Source organism: Clostridium tarantellae, assembly GCF_009295725.1.
Taxonomy (GTDB): Bacteria; Bacillota; Clostridia; order Clostridiales; family Clostridiaceae; genus Sarcina; species Sarcina tarantellae.
The window spans coordinates 1-18,309 of record NZ_WHJC01000044.1 but is presented as its reverse complement, the minus strand read 5'-3'; the positions used below and the strand labels follow the sequence as shown (position 1 = coordinate 18,309).

Below are 18,309 nucleotides of genomic sequence, written 5' to 3'. Positions count from 1 at the left end.
GTATATATATAGTATAATAACAATAATATAGTATATTTGTTGTTGTATAATATAGTAAGGTTTTGGCAACTGGCTTATATCAAGGGTCACAGAAGTTTTTTTTGTAAAATACAACGAGGTTTTTTGTAAAATACAACGAGGTCTACTTGTAAAATACAACGAGGTTTGGGGTAAAAATTTTTGTAAAGTACAACGAGGTTTTTTGTAAAATACAACGAGGTCTAACTTGTAAATAACAACGAGGTTGTGTATAATGTTAATAGATTAAATTTGGAAGGGCAATTAAATTATGGAAACTAAAAGTAAGTCATTACAAGATAATAGTTTTGTTATGGATATTAACATGATAGAAGCACCTTTTTTTCTATTTAAAAACCAAAAAAAAGTAAAAAAAGTCAGTGAACTAAAAAAAGATAAAACTATAAGCACACAAGTTAAAAAAATATTAGATATTGTATTACCTGAAAATGAAAACTCACCAGTAGAATATATAAAATGGATTGATAGTAAAGGTGTTTCAAGAGAAATGTTTGCTATGTCTATGATGGCTTTACCTAATTCTTTTACTATGGATGTTTGGTATGCTATTATTGCACTTTACATAAAGAAAAAAAGTCCTGTTTTATATAATGTTGAAACCAAAATGTATAATTTACAAGATGATAAAGTTGAATTTACTCTTTATGAATTAGCTAAATTTATGAATCTTAATACTGGAGGAACTAATTTAGAAAGAATTAAAGTTGCATTACTTCAATTAAAGTCAGCACAATATTATAGCTTTGGTGAAGGATGTTTATATGATAAAGAACATGAAAAATATATAAAATCTAAATTAAAGGGATTAAGTTTAATTTCTGATATTGAAATAGAAGGAGAAAAAGATACAAAAGGACAAAAAAGATCAAGGGAAAAATGCATTGTTTATTTAGGTCAATTAGTAATGGAAAATATAAAAAGAGAATTTATTAAATATTTAAGTCAAGATGTATATTTTAAATTACCTAGTGGATTATCTAGAAGACTTTATACATACATAGAAGGAAATAGATATAAAAAAGCAGGTAAATTAAATCCCTATATAAAAAGAAGTTTTGATGTAGTAGGAAGAAAATTACCAATAGAATTTAAATATAACTCCGAGTTTAAAAGACGTATGAATAAACCCTTAGAAAACCTTGTGGAAACTGGAATTATTAAAGATTATTTCTATGGGGATGAAGTATTAATAAATGGATTAAAGGAACAATGCATATATATAGTTTTCTCTGGAAATAAAGAAAATATTATTGAAGATCTAACAATTAAATATGATTCTTTAATTACAGAACAACAGGAAGAAAGTAAATTAGAAATTCCAAAAGATATTAAACAGGAATTAATTAATTTAGGAATAGCTGATGAAAAAGCTAGTGAAATAATCCAAAAATACAACAAGTGGACATTAATTGAGTATGTACTTTGGATTAATGAAAAAATTAAAGAATCTAATAATAGTTTAAAGAATGCAGCAGGATTATTGATTTATGCTCTACAAACTCAAAGTGTAAAATTACAATTAACTCACCAATATATATTAGATTTTGTTAAAGAAGAAAGAGCTAAAATAGAAACAAAAACATTATCTGATGATGAAATTAAAGATAAATATGAAAAATATATAGAAAATGAATTAAATAAATTTAAAAAAGAAGATGAATTTATTTATAACTTTATGAAGGATAATACTATTCAAAACTTATATGATAATATAGACGTAAAAATAGCTCAATTCAATACTATAATTAGAAATTGTAAAGATGAAAAAGATAAAAAAACACTAATGAATCAAATTGAAGAATTAAATGAGTTTAAAGATATTGGTGAAAAATCTAAGTTATTTAAAAAGCATTTTATTAAAGAAGTTTCAATTATGAGAAGTTTAAAAGATTTTAATACATTTAAAGTAGGGTTATTAAAAGGCACTAAATAGTGTCTTTTTATTTTGAAAAAAATAATATATATTAATAACTTGCTAAGCATATATGTTTTTTAATAAAGTAATAAAAGAAATATGTATTACTTTATTACTTACAATATAAATTTTTCTATTTAAATATTAATAAACATAAATTAGTTTATACCACATTATTTATATTAAAAATTTTCTCTTATATTACTTATTATTATATATGATATGTGTTGTTAATTGAGATATCTTTGGGAATAGGCTTAAATAAAGGCTTGTAGAAGATAGTTTTCATTAAAAGAAGCTATTATTAATTAAATAATTAACAGGTTATAAACAGGTTGTCCACAATTTATAAACAGGTTTTCAACAAGTAAAAAAACACACTTCATATAGACGTGTGTTTAAAAGTAAATAGGCTTTATATTTTTTATTATTTTAGAAGAAAAATGATTTTAAATTTTTTAACTTAATTAAAGAATAAAAATCAGTTGAATCAACCACTGCTTTTCCGTTTGATATGGTGGCATACATTTCTATTTCAAAATTATTAGCTTTGTCTTTATTTAAATCTATAGTTTCCTTTAGATAATCTATTTTAGACATAACAGGTAATTCTTGTTCTTTTTCAAAATATTCTTCCTCTAATACTTTTAGTCTTGAATTACATGTAAAAAGAGTTTTTAAATTACATTGATTATTTACTTTAACTATAAATTTATAGTTATTTCCACTTTGTTGAAAGTCTTCCACCTTCCATGATAATTTACTCATAAAAAGATTAACTTTAATTTTATTTAAAAGCTCACTTTTTATGATCTCATCATTTTCATTAGTAATTTTTTCTGTTAAAGATTTATACTCTTCCTCTAATGAACTTTTAAAGCATTCTAATTGTTCATTAAGTTCTTTTTGCATAATATCTATGGGAGAAGATGCCCCAATGAAAAATACACATACCATTAATATTGAAAAAATATATAAAATCTTTTTCATAGTAAACCTCCTAGTAAGTTTGATATTATTTTTTCCAATTAAAGAAATATTATGTATTTTGAAATGTAATTTAGCTTAATACTTATTTATTTTTTTTAATATAGCTACTCCTAAACTCTAAATAGTTCATAAGTCCTCTATAAATTTTAATTCTTTTAACAAACTCTTCAAGAAATATCTCAGACTTATATTGCTCAACAGTGAATCTTTCCCATTTTTCTATTATAGCTAAAAGCTTAAGCTTTTCCTGTTGAGAAGTTGCCATATTATACATAGCTCTTTGTGATTTAATTTTATTTTTTTGAGAATTTGAAATATCCTCTAGTACACTATCTCTAGTAGCTACATAAGCAAATTCATCTTCTTCCTCAAATAATTTTAAATCATTATCAATATACTTTTCATAAGCTTTTTTAATAATATTTTCAGCTATTGATTTTTTACCTTCAACTTCTTCTTTATATTTTTTAACAAATTGTATAATATGAGGATGAGTTTTTTCTACATTAACCATTCTTCCATTTTCACCTACTGTAGTTGTGGCAAATACAAATAAAGATGCAGGATCTTTTACCTTTCCTTTGCTAATTCCATCTTGCATCCATAAAATATATTCTGCTAATTCATACTTTGAATGTTTATTTATTAACTCTATTATCTTTTTTTCATTTATACCAAAGTTTAAAAGTTCCTTATTTATATCTTCTGGAAATTTAATTTCTATATTTTCTATGTTATTGTCATTAGTCTTTTTTCTATTGTCTATTTTAAAATTTTGTTCCTTTTTAGTTAGAAACTGAATCAGTTCCTTTCTTGTTCCTTTAAATATTATATAAATACATTGTTCTTTAAAACCATTTATTAATATTTCATCTCCATAAAACCAATCCTTTATTATTCCTAATTCATACATAGATTCTAAAGATTTTTTTAATTTACTTTTTAATCTGCTAGGATATTCAAAATCAATAGGAATCTTATTTTTAAGCACATCAAAGCTACGTTTAATATATATATCTGTTGAAGTTCTATTAGATTCTATATATAAATATAGCCCTCTAGTTATACCTGTTTTTAGTTGAAAATATTGATGATTTCTAACAACTCTAACAAATCCAGCTTCTAAATTATTCATAATTAAATCACCAAAAGTAACATATCCACTAAAAAGCTTATTATCACCATCTTCACTAGTTACTATTTCTGATGTATCATAGCTATCTATTAAAGATACTGCTTTTTCACTTCTAGTTTCATAAGTTCCTTTAACCTTGTTATAAAGACTTCCTTTTCCTAAACTATAATAATCAGTAGCCTTTAATCTTCTTAAAGCATCTTTAATTTTTTTATATGTATTTCCTCCGCTTTTAAGCTCCATAGCCTCACAAAGTCTATTTAAAGTAAATTCAACTTTATTTGATTTTAACTTATAAAGTCCATTTTCATCTGGACACAATGGACTATTATCATTTACCATAAGTCTTATCAATCCTAAAAATACATCCATACAATAAGAATCAGGTAAACTTCTTACTGAAGATATTATAAGCTCTCTAGTCATACCTTTACTATCTATCCATTTTCTATAATCTACTTTTGAAAGCTCATTTGTTTTATATATATCTTCCAAAACTTCTTTAGCTTCATTAGTAGTATTTTTATTTTCCATTAAGGATTTTACAGTATGAATTTTTTGAGTTCTTGCAAAAGTAAACATTGGAGCCTCAGATAAATTTATTTCTACCATTAAGTCTTTTGATTCATTTATTTTGTTTTTACTCATTATATCCTCTCTTCTTTACACATATATCCTATATATTACTAAAATAGTTTGGACTCTGCAACAAAAAAAGTTTGGACTTTACAACAAATAGTTTGGACTTTATGACAGTAATCACTTGGACTTTATAACAAAAAGTTTGGACTTTATGACAAATAGTTTGGACTTTGTAACAAAATAATCTTTATAACCCTTGAAAACACTAGATTTTAAAAAGTTTACTATAATATACAACAACATTACTATAATGTATTTATACTATTTATATACTACTAGATAATTAAAATTAATATAAAAATTAAACTATTTAAATTTCTAAAATTAACAAAAATTCTTTTAAAAAAATATAAAAATAAAAGTTTTAAAATATTACAAAAAACATATAAATTATATATAGACAATATACAAGCTATTTAATATATAGTTAGAACCTTTTAAAATACGTTTTAACAGTTTTTTATATTTGTATAATATATTTTGTCTAAAAACAATAAAAAATGTCTTAAAATTCATTTTAAAAGCATTTTCTAAAATAAAAGAATAAATAACTAGAATAGGGTATCCCTAAATTGGTGTTAATAGATGAAAATTTAAATGGTTAACTAATAATTAAAACTTTAAAAGAAATAAAATATGTATTTCAATTTTATTTTAAATATCCATACAATATTGTTATAAAAGAAAATCTTAATTAAAAGTACATAATTTTTGAAATGTGATTTAACTTTAAATAGCAGCAGGGTTTGAATTTTCCATTAGTAGAAATGTATTTTTTAAAGAGCTTTACTATATTTAATTTTTAAATGGAGTAAATATAAAAATGCACATTACTTTATATTTCTATATAAATATATTTACTATGTTAATTGTTATTAATTAATATTATACATATGATATATGTTGTTGTTAATTGAAGTGTTTTTTGAAAGTGGCTTATTGTAAGGGATACAGAGGCTGTTTTTCTATGAACTACATTATATCTTCTATAAACTACACTATTTATTCTACCAACTACATTAGAACAATTCTATAAACTACGTTATACTTTCTATAAACTACACTATTTTTTCTATAAACTACACTATTTTATATTGACAATTGACTATAAAAATGTAAAATTCATAGTGATAAAAAGTTTACTTTATTTTAAAGGAGTAATAAATGAATAAAATTAATGAAGCTGATAAAAAAGATAAGGTTATTTTTAATAATTCCTCTGTTTTAGATATAAATTTTATAGAAAATCCTATGTTTATTTCCTCTATAAAAGAAGCAATTACCATTGGAGATTTAGGCACAAAGTGTGAAAAACTTCAAGTGTCAGAGGAAATAAAAAATATATTAAGAAAACTATTAGAAAGTCAAAGTAGAGAATCTTTAGTTGTATATAGAAAATGGACTGATAGTAAGGGAAATTCAAAAGAATTATTAATTGCTAATAGCCTTCCTACCTTAGGATGTTTTGATATTTGGAATGGTCTTATAGGTTTATTTTTAAATAAATTAACACCTATTGCATATGATAATTTAGAAAAATGTTTTAATATTGATATATATGAAATGGAGTTTACTTTATATGAATTATCTAAATTTATGGGAAAAAGTTTAGGTGGATACACTACTGAGAAATTAAAAGAAGAATTATATACACTTTGTAATTCTACTTATTATTCTGTTGAGCGAAATATGATTTTTGATAAGAAAAATAATGAATACTTACATATTGATGAAAAAGGATTTTCTTTGATTTGGGACTTAACTTTAAATAGTAGAAAAGATAAAAGTGAAAGTAGTAAAGATAGTAAATGTAAAGTGGTTTTTAATAAAGTTATTATAGAGAATATTAAATATGAATATTTTAAATATTTAAAACCTAATGTGTATTTTGCATTACCTTCAAAAGGAATAGTTAGAAGGCTTTACACCTATATTTTAGGTTCTTTATATAATACTAATAAAACTGAAAATACAATATATTTAAAGAGAAATTACTTTGTTATAGGAAATAAGCTTCCTCTTTACCCATTACAAAGATCTAAAATAAAAGAAAAGCTTAATATAGCATTAAAGCATTTAATAAATAATGGCATAATTACTGACTATTTTTATGGTGATGAAATAGTTCTTAATAATGTTAAAGAAGATGTATTATATATAGTATTTAAAGGAACAAAGGAAGATGTAATAACAACTTTAGATAAAAATGCTTTAAAGAATATGTTAAATAATAAAGAAGAAAATAATCTATTAGAAATTCCTAAAGACATAAGAAAAGAGCTTTTTCATATAGGAGTTACAGAAAACAAGGTTAATGAAATAATGCAAAAGTATGATAAGTGGAAATTAATTCAGTACATACTATGGATAAAAGAAAAAGCTAAAGAAAGTGATAAAAAACCTACTAATTTAGCAGGATTACTTATATATGCATTACAAACAGATACCTTTAAACTAGAATTAACTCATGAGTATATTGTAGACTTTGTAAAAAATGAAAAAGCTAAATTAAATAAAAATACATTAACAGAAGAACAAATAAGAGAAAAGTATGAAAAATATATAGATAAAGAAATAAGTAAATTTATGAAGGAAGAAGATTTTATTTATGAAATGTTTAAAGAAAATATACTTACAGTTATAGCTAGCACCTTAGATCAAAAAATAACTCAATTTAAAATGATTTATAACACCTGTAATAATGAAAATGATAAGAAAAGCATACAAAAACAATTAGATGAATTAATAGAATTTAAAAATAATAAGGAAGAGTCCCAGTTATTTAAACAGCATATAAAGAAAGAAATTATGGTTTATAGGGGATTGAAGGATTTTAATCACTTTAAACTAGAAATTTCTAAAACTAAGTAAACATCAGTATTATAAAAATTAAAAAATACATTTGAGATGTATAAAAGACACGTTTGGGATGTGATAATCAAAGCTTTACATTAAATAATCAACAAGTTATTAACAGGTTGTCCACAGGTTTTCAACAATTTAAAATGCATACTTTTAAAAAAAACAATAAAACCATACCATAAACAATAGTTAAATGGTATGGTTTTAGTATTATGCTAAATATCCATGTTATTTAGTAATTCTTTTAAACTTTTTAGTTCTTCAATAGTTAAAGTTATTCCTTTACCCATTTTTTCATGGTTAGGTGACCAATCTCTTAAATCATATTTAGCTTCTTTTCCATTCCAACTAATTAAGTTTAATTCTTTTTTCCAGCCTTTAGAAGATTCTGAAATGCTGCCTAGTTCTTTTTCAATTTCAAATTTTATTTCTGCCATTGTTTTACCTCACTATTTATAAAAATATTTTTACTATTAATTATACACATAATCTTCAACAAATTCTTCAAAAGTTTTAGCTTGAACTGCTTCTACCTCTGTATGCAATGCTGCAAAGTGTTTTTTACCACATTTTATTTTTCCTTTTTCATCATCTCTTAATAAGGATAACTTATTTGTTCCTTTAGTTTCAACTACAAAATAAAGTTTTTCTTCACCATCTTTTTCTAATAATATAGCCCAGTCTGGGTTATATGGCCCAATAGGGGTATCTACTTTAAATTCTCTTGGAAGCTTTGCATATACCTTAATTTTATCATTGTTTTCAAGTTTTTCAGCAAATCCACACTCTATGTCAGAATCATATTTAACATAATTATATACTGACCTATTACTTTCAATTATATCCTTTGATAAATAACCATATAATTCTTCATCTTTAAATACTTCTTGAACTGCATACTCTTCATCACCAATTTTTTCATACTTTATGCCATCTACAATTAGTCCTTTTAAGGTTCTTTTAATTATGAAAGCAACTTCTTGCATAAACTTACTTGGATTTTTTTTGAATAAATCTAATTTTTCAGACCTAATTAATAAATTTGCTAAAGTTTTTCTAGTTAAATTAGTTTCATTTTGTAAATAGGTTAATATATCAGGTAAAATAACTTTTTCATCTACATCAAATAAAACTCTATCTTTTTCTTTTCCTTTTACTCCAGATACATCAATTTTAGTTTGTGCTTTTACTACCTCTATTTTACTACTACTAACATTAAGATCATAATCCATAGCTTTTATACAGTTATTTATAAGCTCTTCACTATCAAAATCAACGGAATAAGTGGTTTTATACTTTATTCTTTCCCAAAGGTCTATAAACTCTTGTGATAAAAATACTTCTTTATTAATTTTTATTTCTCTTTTTTTACTACCATCTTTAATATTTTTAAGTTCTCCAGTTAATCTAGTAAGCTTTTCAGATACTTGTATTTGTATATCTTTAAATTCTACTGGAAGAGCTAAAGTTTCATTTTTTAAATCAAGCTTTAACTTATCTTTAATAATTCCCTTTGAATCTATATACTCTTCTTCCTTTAAGAAAGTCCATATTTTTTCTGAATTTTTTGAACCAACTTTCTCTACAGTACCATTTTCTATAGTTTTAAAAGGAATATTAGCAAAGATATGTTTTTCTACTAAACCAAATTTCATACCTTGATCTACTTCAATTTCTTTTTGTAGCTTATTTACAAAATCTTCATAGGATTCATTTACCATAACCGTAAGAGTATTTATATCATGTCCATGTACTCTTTCACCTTTTTGATTTACTGCTAATCTAAGTCCTCTACCTATTTCTTGTCTTTTCTTTATTTCAGATTTGGTTTCATTTAAAGTACAAATTTGAAATACATTAGGGTTGTCCCACCCTTCTCTTAAAGCTGAGTGAGAAAATATAAATTTAAGTTTACTGTCAAAGCTTAATAACTTTTCCTTATCTTTCATAATTAAAGCATAAGCATCCTCATCAGCTAGAGTATTACCTTTTGTATCCTTTAATTTTCCCTTTGAATCCTGTGAGAAATATCCATTATGAACTTCTTCCACTAAAGAATCTATATCCACATCCATAAATAAAGTATGATATTTAGATTTACGTATAAATTTCTTATACTCATCCTCAAACATAAGAGCGTACTTACCCTTTTGAGGATTTCCATTTTCATCATAATATCTATAATTAGCTACTTTATCAATAAAGAATAAGCTTAATACTTTAATTCCATGCTTAGTAAGAGCTAACTCCTTATTTAAATGTTCCTCAATGGTCTTTCTAATTTGAACCCTTTTAAGCTCATCATTATCTATATCCCCATGAGATTCTCCTTTTTCTATTAAAATATCATTGCTAGTAAATGTGATATACTCTTTACCTTTTTCACAATTTATTTCATCTATAATAAAACCTTGGTATAAATCTCTATTAGTAATGTCTTCTAAATTTGTTCCTTTTTTAACTGTTTTAGTTATTCTTTTTACTTTTCCTTTTTCTAAAACATCTACTTCCACCTTAGCTGATATAGTTTCCTTAACATTGCTAGTATTAACTAATTTAATATAAGCTTTATTATTACTGTTCTTAGGCATTACTGAAATTACTTCAATTTGCTTAACCAATTCTTCCTCATAAGCATCCACAGAATCTAACTTATACACTAAATTAACCTTTTCCTTATGGGTGGCAGAATACCTTAAAATTATTAAAGGATTAAGGGATGCAATTGCTTCCTTAGACTTGGGAGTGGTATCCACACTTTGAGGTTCATCTATAATTACTATAGGATTTGTTTGCTCAATAAATTCTATGGGCTTATGACCATTTAACTTATCATTAGCTCTATGAATTATATTTGCACTTGTTTCCTTTTTAGGGTCTGTAAAACTCTTTCTAAAGGCATCTATATTTATAACCATTATTTCTATGTTACTACTTGTTGCAAAGTTTCTAACCTGCTCTAGCTTTTGAGAATCATATATAAAATAATTATATATAGTATTATCATAAATCTCTTTAAAATGTTCTTTAGTTATTTGTAGAGATTTATAAACTCCTTCCTTAATAGCTAAAGAAGGAACAACAATTATAAATTTAGTAAAGCCATACCTTTTATTAAGCTCTAATATAGTTTTTAAATAAACATAAGTTTTACCAGTACCAGTTTCCATTTCTACTGATAAATTTAAAGTTTTTTCTCTTAAAGCATTGCTTACAGCTAGTCCATTATTTTCTTGTATGTCCTGCATATTTTCTAAAATATCATCATTACTAAGAATTAATCTATTTCCTATACCTAGCTCATTTTCAAACATTCCCACATTCTCATTTAATATAGAAACAGTGAAATTATCTTGAGCTATAGTTTGTCCTTCAAATACCTTAATAACAGAATTAACAGCATTATTTTGATATGCTAAATCCTTATCAAATTTTATTTTCATAATAACCTCACCTGCCTATATACTTTTAACGTCTTCTATACCATATCTTTTTAAAATTTGAACAGCATTAGTCTTAATAGAATCACTATTAAAACCATTATCCATAAATACCACTCTGCAAAACTCTGGTTCAAGATCATCTTTAAGCTTTCCTATAGCTTCAACTACCTCTAAAGTAATATCCTTATCTAAACATACCAAGATAGCTCCAAAACCTATGGAAAATACTTTTTTACCCTTAATTTCATACTCTTCAATAGGCATATTTAAATCCACTCCATATTTCAAAAGAATTTCATACAATACATCTTCCTCAGTTCTATCACTTTTAACATTTTCCACATTAGATAATAAATTAAGTTCTAAATCTTCATCATAATTAGAATCCCACTTATTAATATTAGAAGAATCTAACTTAAATACCTTAAATCCTATGTCTAAATCATCTATACCTTCCTTATCCTTATTATCCTCTTTTATCTTCTCACCAGCTCTTCTAATACGCTCTTTTCCTATTTCACATATATTTTTATACTCTGCTTTAAAAGCTTCACTTTTTTCATCACACTTTTCAGGTAACTGAACCATTATAAATTTACGATTTCCACCATCTTCTGCATTAAGTTGCATTGTGGCATGGGCTGTTGTGGATGAGCCTGAAAAGAAATCCAAAACTATTTCTTGAGATTTTTCACCTAAACTTAATTGCATAAGTTTTTTTATAAGTTTAATTGGCTTAGGAGTATCAAAATATGATGTCCCCTCAAAAAGCCCTTGTAATATTTTAGTTCCTTGAGTGGAAGTTCCACACTTTTCTCCAGTAAACCAAGTATTATCTACACTTCCAAATTTCTTTTTTTCTTCATAAAAAACTTTTAATTGTGGTTTTGAAGTACCCATTTTACCAAAAATAATTCTATTATCTTTTAATAACTCTTTAAATATTTTTTCATCTGTTCTCCAACAACGTCCCTTAGGAGGCCAAAACTCTTCACCAGTATTAGAATTTTTTATTGCATATGTTAAATTAGGTCTTATATTAGGTGCATCAAAAGGATCAGCTTTCCAAGGACCTCTTATATCATTATCTAAGTTTGAAAATTTTTCTTTATCTAATGGTAGAGGAAAACATGCAAAACTTTTTAACTTATACCATTTATCTTCATTACTTTCTTTTAATCGTCTATGTTCTACTCTTCTATTTTTGGCATATGATAATATATATTCATGACTTGAACTTAAATCAGTATCATTTTGAATAGATTGTCTTGCTTGCCATGGAATTTGTGTTACTAAATTTCCTTCTCCAAAAACTTCATCACAAACCTTTTTCAAATTACTCACTTCATTATCATCAATAGAAATAAATATAACTCCATCTTCACTCAATAAATTTCTAGATAATTTCAATCTAGGATACATCATATTAAGCCAATTAGAGTGGTATCTTCCATTTGATTCTGTATTAGTAGTAATTTTATTTCCATCTTCATCTTTTTGACCTGTTATTTCTAAGTAATTTCCTAAGTTATCTTTAAAATCATCTTTATATACAAAGTCATTTCCTGTATTATATGGGGGGTCTATATATATCATCTTTACTTGTCCATAATAAGATTTTTGTAAAAGTTTTAAGACTTCTAGGTTATCCCCTTCTATATAAAGATTTTGTGTGGTATCCCAGTTTTTACTTTCTTTTTTACAGGGTCTTAATGTACCTGTGGAAGGGGTTTGAGCTATTCTTATGGCTTTTGATTTTCCTGGCCAAGTAAAGTTATATCTTTCTATATTTTTGTCTTTGTAATCACCAAGAATTTCTTCTAGCTTTTCAATGTCTACCTTATCTTCGTTAAATACCTCTGGAAATATTTCTTTTAGTTTTCTTATATTATCTTCAACTATATTTAATGTTTTGCCTGTTAATGTTTCCATGGATGTCATCTCCCTATTTTAAATTCTCCTTCAAATCTTTTATTTTATCTTTCAGTTTTCTAACCTCCACATTTAGAGAGACTTTTTTTCCGTAGTTACTTTCTTTTTTTATTTTATTCCTTAGTTCCGTAACTTTACTTTCTAAAGTTTTTATTTCTTCTAGAAGTTCCATGTCAATTTCAAGTGTTTCTATAGGCTTTATTTCAAATTCTTTTGTATATTTGCTTAAATCTAAGCTATTTATGTTATTTACATAACTTTTATATAGTTGAAATAAATTGTTAGTCCATATATTATTTATATTTAAACTTTCTAAAAAAGCTTTTTCTTCTTTCGTAGGTTCATTTAAATTAATCCAAGAAGTGTATATCATTTCTTCTATGGATAATTTTTCTCTTTCCACCTTATTTATTTTCTTTATGGCCACATTAATTTTTATAAAATCCCTATACTCTAATAAAATTATTATTGGGTAAGGTATATATTTTTGAATTAAGTTACATACTTTATTTTCTTTATCCCTATGGTTAAGTTTAACTTTTATAATTTCAATTTCTTCATAGCGTATTTCTTCATCTTCATACTTTGGTATATTTAAATTACTTGGGCTTAAACTATATTGAAAATATATACTTTCAATAGCGTTTTTTAGTAATTCTTTTTCTTCTTTTTTTAAGTCAAACTCTGGTGTGTCTATAAATGCTTTTTTAGGTATTTTCCTATTTATATAACAACTTTTAGGTATTTGAAAATATTCTTGTAACATGTTTTTTTACACTTCCTTATTCTTTAATAATCAAAAATGATATTAATTCGAAATCCTCTAAAGATTTAAAATCTTTTTTAGCTAAGTTAGTGCCTCCTGGGGTGAATAAACTCATAACTCCTTGTTCTTCTTTTTTACCTATAATATCTTTTATACCTATTTCAAGAAGCTCTGAATATTCATCCATATTTCTTCCTTCATTAGTTTCTTCATAAAAATCTTTTACTAAAGAGTTTAATACTTCATTTTTACCACTACATAATTTTCTATATAAATCTAATATTTTTTTTGTATGCACATGATTAAATTTAACTTCTCCAGATGAAGTAACATACACAAAATAATATGGATGAAGTGAATTATTAGAATCTTTTACTTTTTCCTTACAATTAATTTGTCTTAAGCAAAATATTACTCCAGGTTCTACTTCTTCCTTTATTTCCTTAGTGATATTTACTAAGGAATACATACCCATAGGAGCTTTTTCTAATTCTTTTTTATGAGTATTTAAATAATCCATTAAATCCATCTTAAAATCATTTAAAGTTAAATCTGTAATAGATATTCCACCAGATATATCTTCTAAATCTACTACTTCTTCTTGAAGTTGCTTTAATTGTTTTTTTCTATATTCTAGGTCATTCATTTTTTTCTTTTCATCAGTATTTATAATATTTTCTTCTCCTGTAGCTGATATATCTAAAAGCACCATTCTTCCACTTACCCTTGCTTCTAAGTTGATATATTCATCTAATTCCATATTAGGCCAAAAGTTTACTAGCTGAATGGAATTATTAACGGAACCAATTCTATCTATTCTACCAAAACGCTGAATTATTCTAACAGGATTCCAATGGATGTCATAATTAACTAAGAAATCACAGTCTTGAAGGTTTTGTCCTTCTGATATACAGTCAGTTGCAATTAATATGTCAATTTCTTCATTTGTTTTTTCGTTAAGCTTATCTCTTTCTTTTGATTTAGGAGAAAAGTTTATTAGTACACTATTAAAATCTGTCTTTATGCCTTTTAAATTAGTTTTATTTGCTCCTGCTCCCACTACTAAAGCAGTATGTAATCCAAATTCCTCCAGAATCCAAGGAGCTATTTCACTAAATAAATATTTTGCTGTATCTGCAAAGGCAGTGAAAATAATAGCTTTTTTATTTCCTTTGTTAATGGGATTGTTTATTTTATCTCTTAAAAGTATTTTTAAATCCTCTAGTTTAGCATCTCTATTTTTATTTCTGCTAGTTACTTTAGCAGTTTCAATTAAAAGTTTTTCTAAACTATCTCTATCAAACTCTAAGTCCTGTTTCCATTTAATTTTATCTATATCTTGTAATAGAACCTTTACTTTATTTCCTATTAATAATTCTTCTAAATCTGAATCTTCTATATTCATATCATTAATATTTAAATTAGGATCATACTGTCCATTAACAGTATTTATTTTTTCTAATAATTTATCTACTTGTTGTAATATATTTGATACTGTTATTCCAAAAGAGTGAATAGAGCTTTCCATTCTTTTTAACATATTTGCTCTCATTAAATGTATAATACTATTTTCTCTATCCGTTTGTTTAAATATAGATATTCCACCTTTTACCTCAATATCATATTTTCTATTGTATTCCTCTCTTTTATTTGGTAATACATATCTTAATGGAGAATAGGCAGCTAGCTTTAATCTCATTATGTCTTTATTTATTTTTTCTAATTTAGGAAATTCTCCCTCCATATCAATATCAGACTTTATATTTTGTGGGGTATTCCTTTTAGGAAATTTACCTATTTCTTTTATGTTATAATACTTCTCTATGTGTTTTCTAGAACGAGCTATTGTTATGGTATCTAAAAGCTTAAAATAATCCACACTCATCATTTCTAAAAACCTATCTAGGGTTCTTTCTTTTTCTTTTAAGTCTGTCCATCTATTAAATATGGTTTGAGCTTTTCTTAAAGTCATTTCTACACTTCTAATACCTACTTTTTCAAAAGCAAAATCATCCCCCTCAGTTATGAAAGCTATTTGATTTTTTATATCATTCATTTTATTATTAACAGGAGTTGCTGATAACATTAAAACTTTTGTTCTTACTCCCTTTTTAATAACTTCATTCATTAATCTTGAATATCTAGTTTCTGTATTATTTCTAGCCATATTATTTCTAAAGTTATGAGATTCATCAATTATCACTAAATCATAATTACTCCAGTTTATTGTTGATAAATCTATATCTCCAGATTTACCATTTGTTCTACTTAAATCCGTATGGTTTAGAACATCATAATTAAATCTATCTTTTAAAAGGAGATTCCTATTATCATTTTGAGTGTAAATAAGCCAATTATCTCTTAATTTTTTTGGACATAAAACTAATACTCTATGATTTCTTAGTTCATAATATTTAATAATTGCTAAAGCAGAAAAAGTCTTACCAAGACCTACACTATCTGCAATAATACATCCATTAAATTTTTCAAGTTTATCAATAGCTCCCAAAACTCCATCTTTTTGGAATTTATATAACTTGTTCCATATAATTGTTTCTTTAAATCCAGTTTTAGATTTTACAATATTATCTTCTGTTAATTCATGAAGATAATCCTTAAAAATATTATATAAAGTGACAAAATACAAATATTCTGGTGTATTTTCTTTATAAATAGTTTCAATATGTTCTAAAACCTTATCTTTAACATCTTGAAGATATTCATTATTATTCCAAAACATATCAAATAATTGTAACATTTGATTAGTCATAACAGGTTCACTTGTAGAATTTGCAAATATAATTTGATTAGATTTAGCATACCCTAAGCCACTAGATGAAAAGTCATTGGTATTATTAATAAGTAAATCATCTTTATTATTATTACTTATATGCATAAACTTACTACCAACAACTCCAGGAATTTTAGAAGATTTAAATTCTACTTTTTCTCTAATCCAATTTGCACACTCTTTAGCAATACGACTTTGATTTAATTCATTTCGTAATTTTAGCTCATACTTATTTCCTGAAAGTAATTTTTCACTTTCAACATTTTCTAAAGAATAAGCTAAACTTTCTGTATTATCCTCTGTCATAAAAGATGGCTCTGTAAAAATAAATCTTAATTCATCTATCTTACTTAACTCTTTTTTTAATTCTTTAAAAGCATATATAGAAAAATAAGATGCAATTATAGAGAGTTTACTTCCTTTTGAAAGATTTTCTTTTAATTCATCTCCAACCTTATTTAATCTATTATCTAATACCCTCATAAAATTCACTCCCATACTTTATCATCAAATTTATTTTAATACATTTTTACTAATATTCCAATTAATAGATTTAATTTATATTAATGTAAATATTGTTATTTAATTCATTATTTTTATTATTTAACTAATAAATTTGTAGTTTTACTAATACTTCAATGAAAAAATATATATTTATAATTTTTAGTAACTTTAAGTAAATTTAATTTTAAGAGTAAAGTATTAAAGTATTGTTATATTATTGTTAATAAGATTAAAAGAAAACTTAAATGAAAACTTAGTATAATTATGTTTTGTTTATTTTCTTTTAAATTTCTAACTTAAATACTTATATAAATTATGATAGAAATTGTTTTTATTAATGATTTAAATCTCTAAGAAACTAATATTATTTTTTATTACATACAATATCTTTTGTATGCAAAGCTTTATTTTACTAGTGTTAATGGAATTTTATAAAAAATTAGGTGAGTAAGATTTTTATTTATAAAAATAAAAAAAGGATTCTTTAAAAAAACCCTTTTTTTACTTTTATTAGTATTAATAATATTATTTAATACTAAATCTCTATATTTAAATGAATTATATGAAAAATTTATAATATTTTCTTTTAAATTTATAAACCTTAGGATACAATCTAAAAATCTTTAGATGTATCATTAACTAGGTTATAAAGCCTTTATCGTAAGACAAAACATTAAAATAATGCTTAAGACTACAATATAAAAAATATATTTATCTTTCATATAAATCATCTCCTCTATTCAATTTTTAATTTCTTTTAATTTATACAAAAAAATGTATAAAAGTAAATAATATAAATTAATATTAACTAAATGAAATATTAATGTCAATAAAAAAGTATAAATTTAAATAGTATCTTTCATATTTTAAAAATTACTTATTTTATTAAATTCTATTTTCTTAATAAGAAATATACTTTTTGTGATTTTCTAAACTAATTTCTAAGCTGCTTTATTTCATCCACAGTTAAACCAGTTTTTAAGGCAATAGTTTCATTATCTAAAACATCTAGTAAATTTCTAGCTATTTCTAAAGATTTTATCTTTTCACCTTCTTTAATTCCTTTTTCTTTCCCTTCTTTAAGACCTTCCTTAAGACCTTCTTCTTTTCCTTCACGCTTAGCTTTATTTAATGCACTTGTTTCATCTTTTAATGCTTTAGCTCTTAGTTCATATAATGCTCTTTGTTTTTCATCACAGCTAATTTTAATAAGTTCATTTTTAGCTTCTCTTATTTCTTTTACTGACATCTCTAAAGCTCTTACCGTTTCACTTTCAGGATTTTTTAAGA

Annotated in this window: 10 protein-coding genes; 2 read left to right on the top strand and 8 right to left on the bottom strand. The window is 24.5% G+C overall.

What is annotated here, in order from left to right; genetic code table 11:
- The first annotated feature begins 289 nt into the window (after positions 1–289).
- On the top strand, positions 290–1,972 hold the full coding sequence (locus GBZ86_RS05240) for a replication initiator protein A (protein ID WP_152888445.1): 1,683 nt from the start codon (positions 290–292) through the stop codon (positions 1,970–1,972).
- Between the two features lie 414 nt (positions 1,973–2,386).
- On the opposite strand, the gene GBZ86_RS05235 is transcribed toward GBZ86_RS05240, so the two are convergent.
- Positions 2,387–2,944, bottom strand: a complete 558-nt coding sequence (locus tag GBZ86_RS05235) for a hypothetical protein (protein ID WP_152888443.1) — start codon at positions 2,942–2,944, stop codon at positions 2,387–2,389.
- An 82-nt stretch (positions 2,945–3,026) separates the two neighbouring features.
- On the bottom strand, positions 3,027–4,727 hold the full coding sequence (locus GBZ86_RS05230) for a replication initiator protein A (RefSeq protein ID WP_152888441.1): 1,701 nt from the start codon (positions 4,725–4,727) through the stop codon (positions 3,027–3,029).
- A gap of 1,158 nt (positions 4,728–5,885) precedes the next feature.
- Between GBZ86_RS05230 and GBZ86_RS05225 the strand changes: the two genes are divergently transcribed.
- The gene (locus tag GBZ86_RS05225) at positions 5,886–7,592 is read left to right on the top strand and encodes a replication initiation protein (protein WP_152888438.1); all 1,707 of its coding nucleotides are present in this window, start codon (positions 5,886–5,888) and stop codon (positions 7,590–7,592) included.
- 206 nt (positions 7,593–7,798) lie between these two features.
- On the opposite strand, the gene GBZ86_RS05220 is transcribed toward GBZ86_RS05225, so the two are convergent.
- The 6 genes from GBZ86_RS05220 to GBZ86_RS17040 form a co-directional block, all read right to left on the bottom strand.
- Positions 7,799–8,020 (bottom strand): YdbC family protein, encoded by a 222-nt coding sequence (locus tag GBZ86_RS05220; RefSeq protein WP_152888436.1) that lies wholly within the window; start codon positions 8,018–8,020, stop codon positions 7,799–7,801.
- A gap of 36 nt (positions 8,021–8,056) precedes the next feature.
- The gene (locus GBZ86_RS05215) at positions 8,057–11,026 is read right to left on the bottom strand and encodes a type III restriction-modification system endonuclease (RefSeq protein WP_152888435.1); all 2,970 of its coding nucleotides are present in this window, start codon (positions 11,024–11,026) and stop codon (positions 8,057–8,059) included.
- 15 nt (positions 11,027–11,041) lie between these two features.
- The gene (locus tag GBZ86_RS05210; protein WP_152888433.1) at positions 11,042–12,958 is read right to left on the bottom strand and encodes a site-specific DNA-methyltransferase; all 1,917 of its coding nucleotides are present in this window, start codon (positions 12,956–12,958) and stop codon (positions 11,042–11,044) included.
- Positions 12,959–12,971: 13 nt separating this feature from the next.
- Positions 12,972–13,724: a DUF4391 domain-containing protein gene (locus GBZ86_RS05205; protein ID WP_152888431.1), complete on the bottom strand. Its 753-nt coding sequence runs from the start codon at positions 13,722–13,724 to the stop codon at positions 12,972–12,974.
- 16 nt (positions 13,725–13,740) lie between these two features.
- Positions 13,741–16,998 (bottom strand): helicase-related protein, encoded by a 3,258-nt coding sequence (locus tag GBZ86_RS05200; protein WP_152888429.1) that lies wholly within the window; start codon positions 16,996–16,998, stop codon positions 13,741–13,743.
- Between the two features lie 955 nt (positions 16,999–17,953).
- A partial coding sequence (locus tag GBZ86_RS17040) for a nuclease/transposase family protein (RefSeq protein ID WP_479690743.1) occupies positions 17,954–18,309 on the bottom strand: 356 nt, incomplete at its 5' end.

Excerpts from the sequence above, each read along its gene's own strand:
- GBZ86_RS05215 (WP_152888435.1), bottom strand. The coding sequence starts at position 11,026 with ATGAAAATAAAATTTGATAAGGATTTAGCATATCAAAATAATGCTGTT.
- GBZ86_RS05230 (WP_152888441.1), bottom strand. The coding sequence starts at position 4,727 with ATGAGTAAAAACAAAATAAATGAATCAAAAGACTTAATGGTAGAAATA.
- GBZ86_RS05200 (WP_152888429.1), bottom strand. The coding sequence starts at position 16,998 with ATGAGGGTATTAGATAATAGATTAAATAAGGTTGGAGATGAATTAAAA.
- GBZ86_RS05220 (WP_152888436.1), bottom strand. The coding sequence starts at position 8,020 with ATGGCAGAAATAAAATTTGAAATTGAAAAAGAACTAGGCAGCATTTCA.
- GBZ86_RS05205 (WP_152888431.1), bottom strand. The coding sequence starts at position 13,724 with ATGTTACAAGAATATTTTCAAATACCTAAAAGTTGTTATATAAATAGG.
- GBZ86_RS05225 (WP_152888438.1), top strand. The coding sequence starts at position 5,886 with ATGAATAAAATTAATGAAGCTGATAAAAAAGATAAGGTTATTTTTAAT.
- GBZ86_RS05240 (WP_152888445.1), top strand. The coding sequence starts at position 290 with ATGGAAACTAAAAGTAAGTCATTACAAGATAATAGTTTTGTTATGGAT.
- GBZ86_RS05235 (WP_152888443.1), bottom strand. The coding sequence starts at position 2,944 with ATGAAAAAGATTTTATATATTTTTTCAATATTAATGGTATGTGTATTT.
- GBZ86_RS05210 (WP_152888433.1), bottom strand. The coding sequence starts at position 12,958 with ATGGAAACATTAACAGGCAAAACATTAAATATAGTTGAAGATAATATA.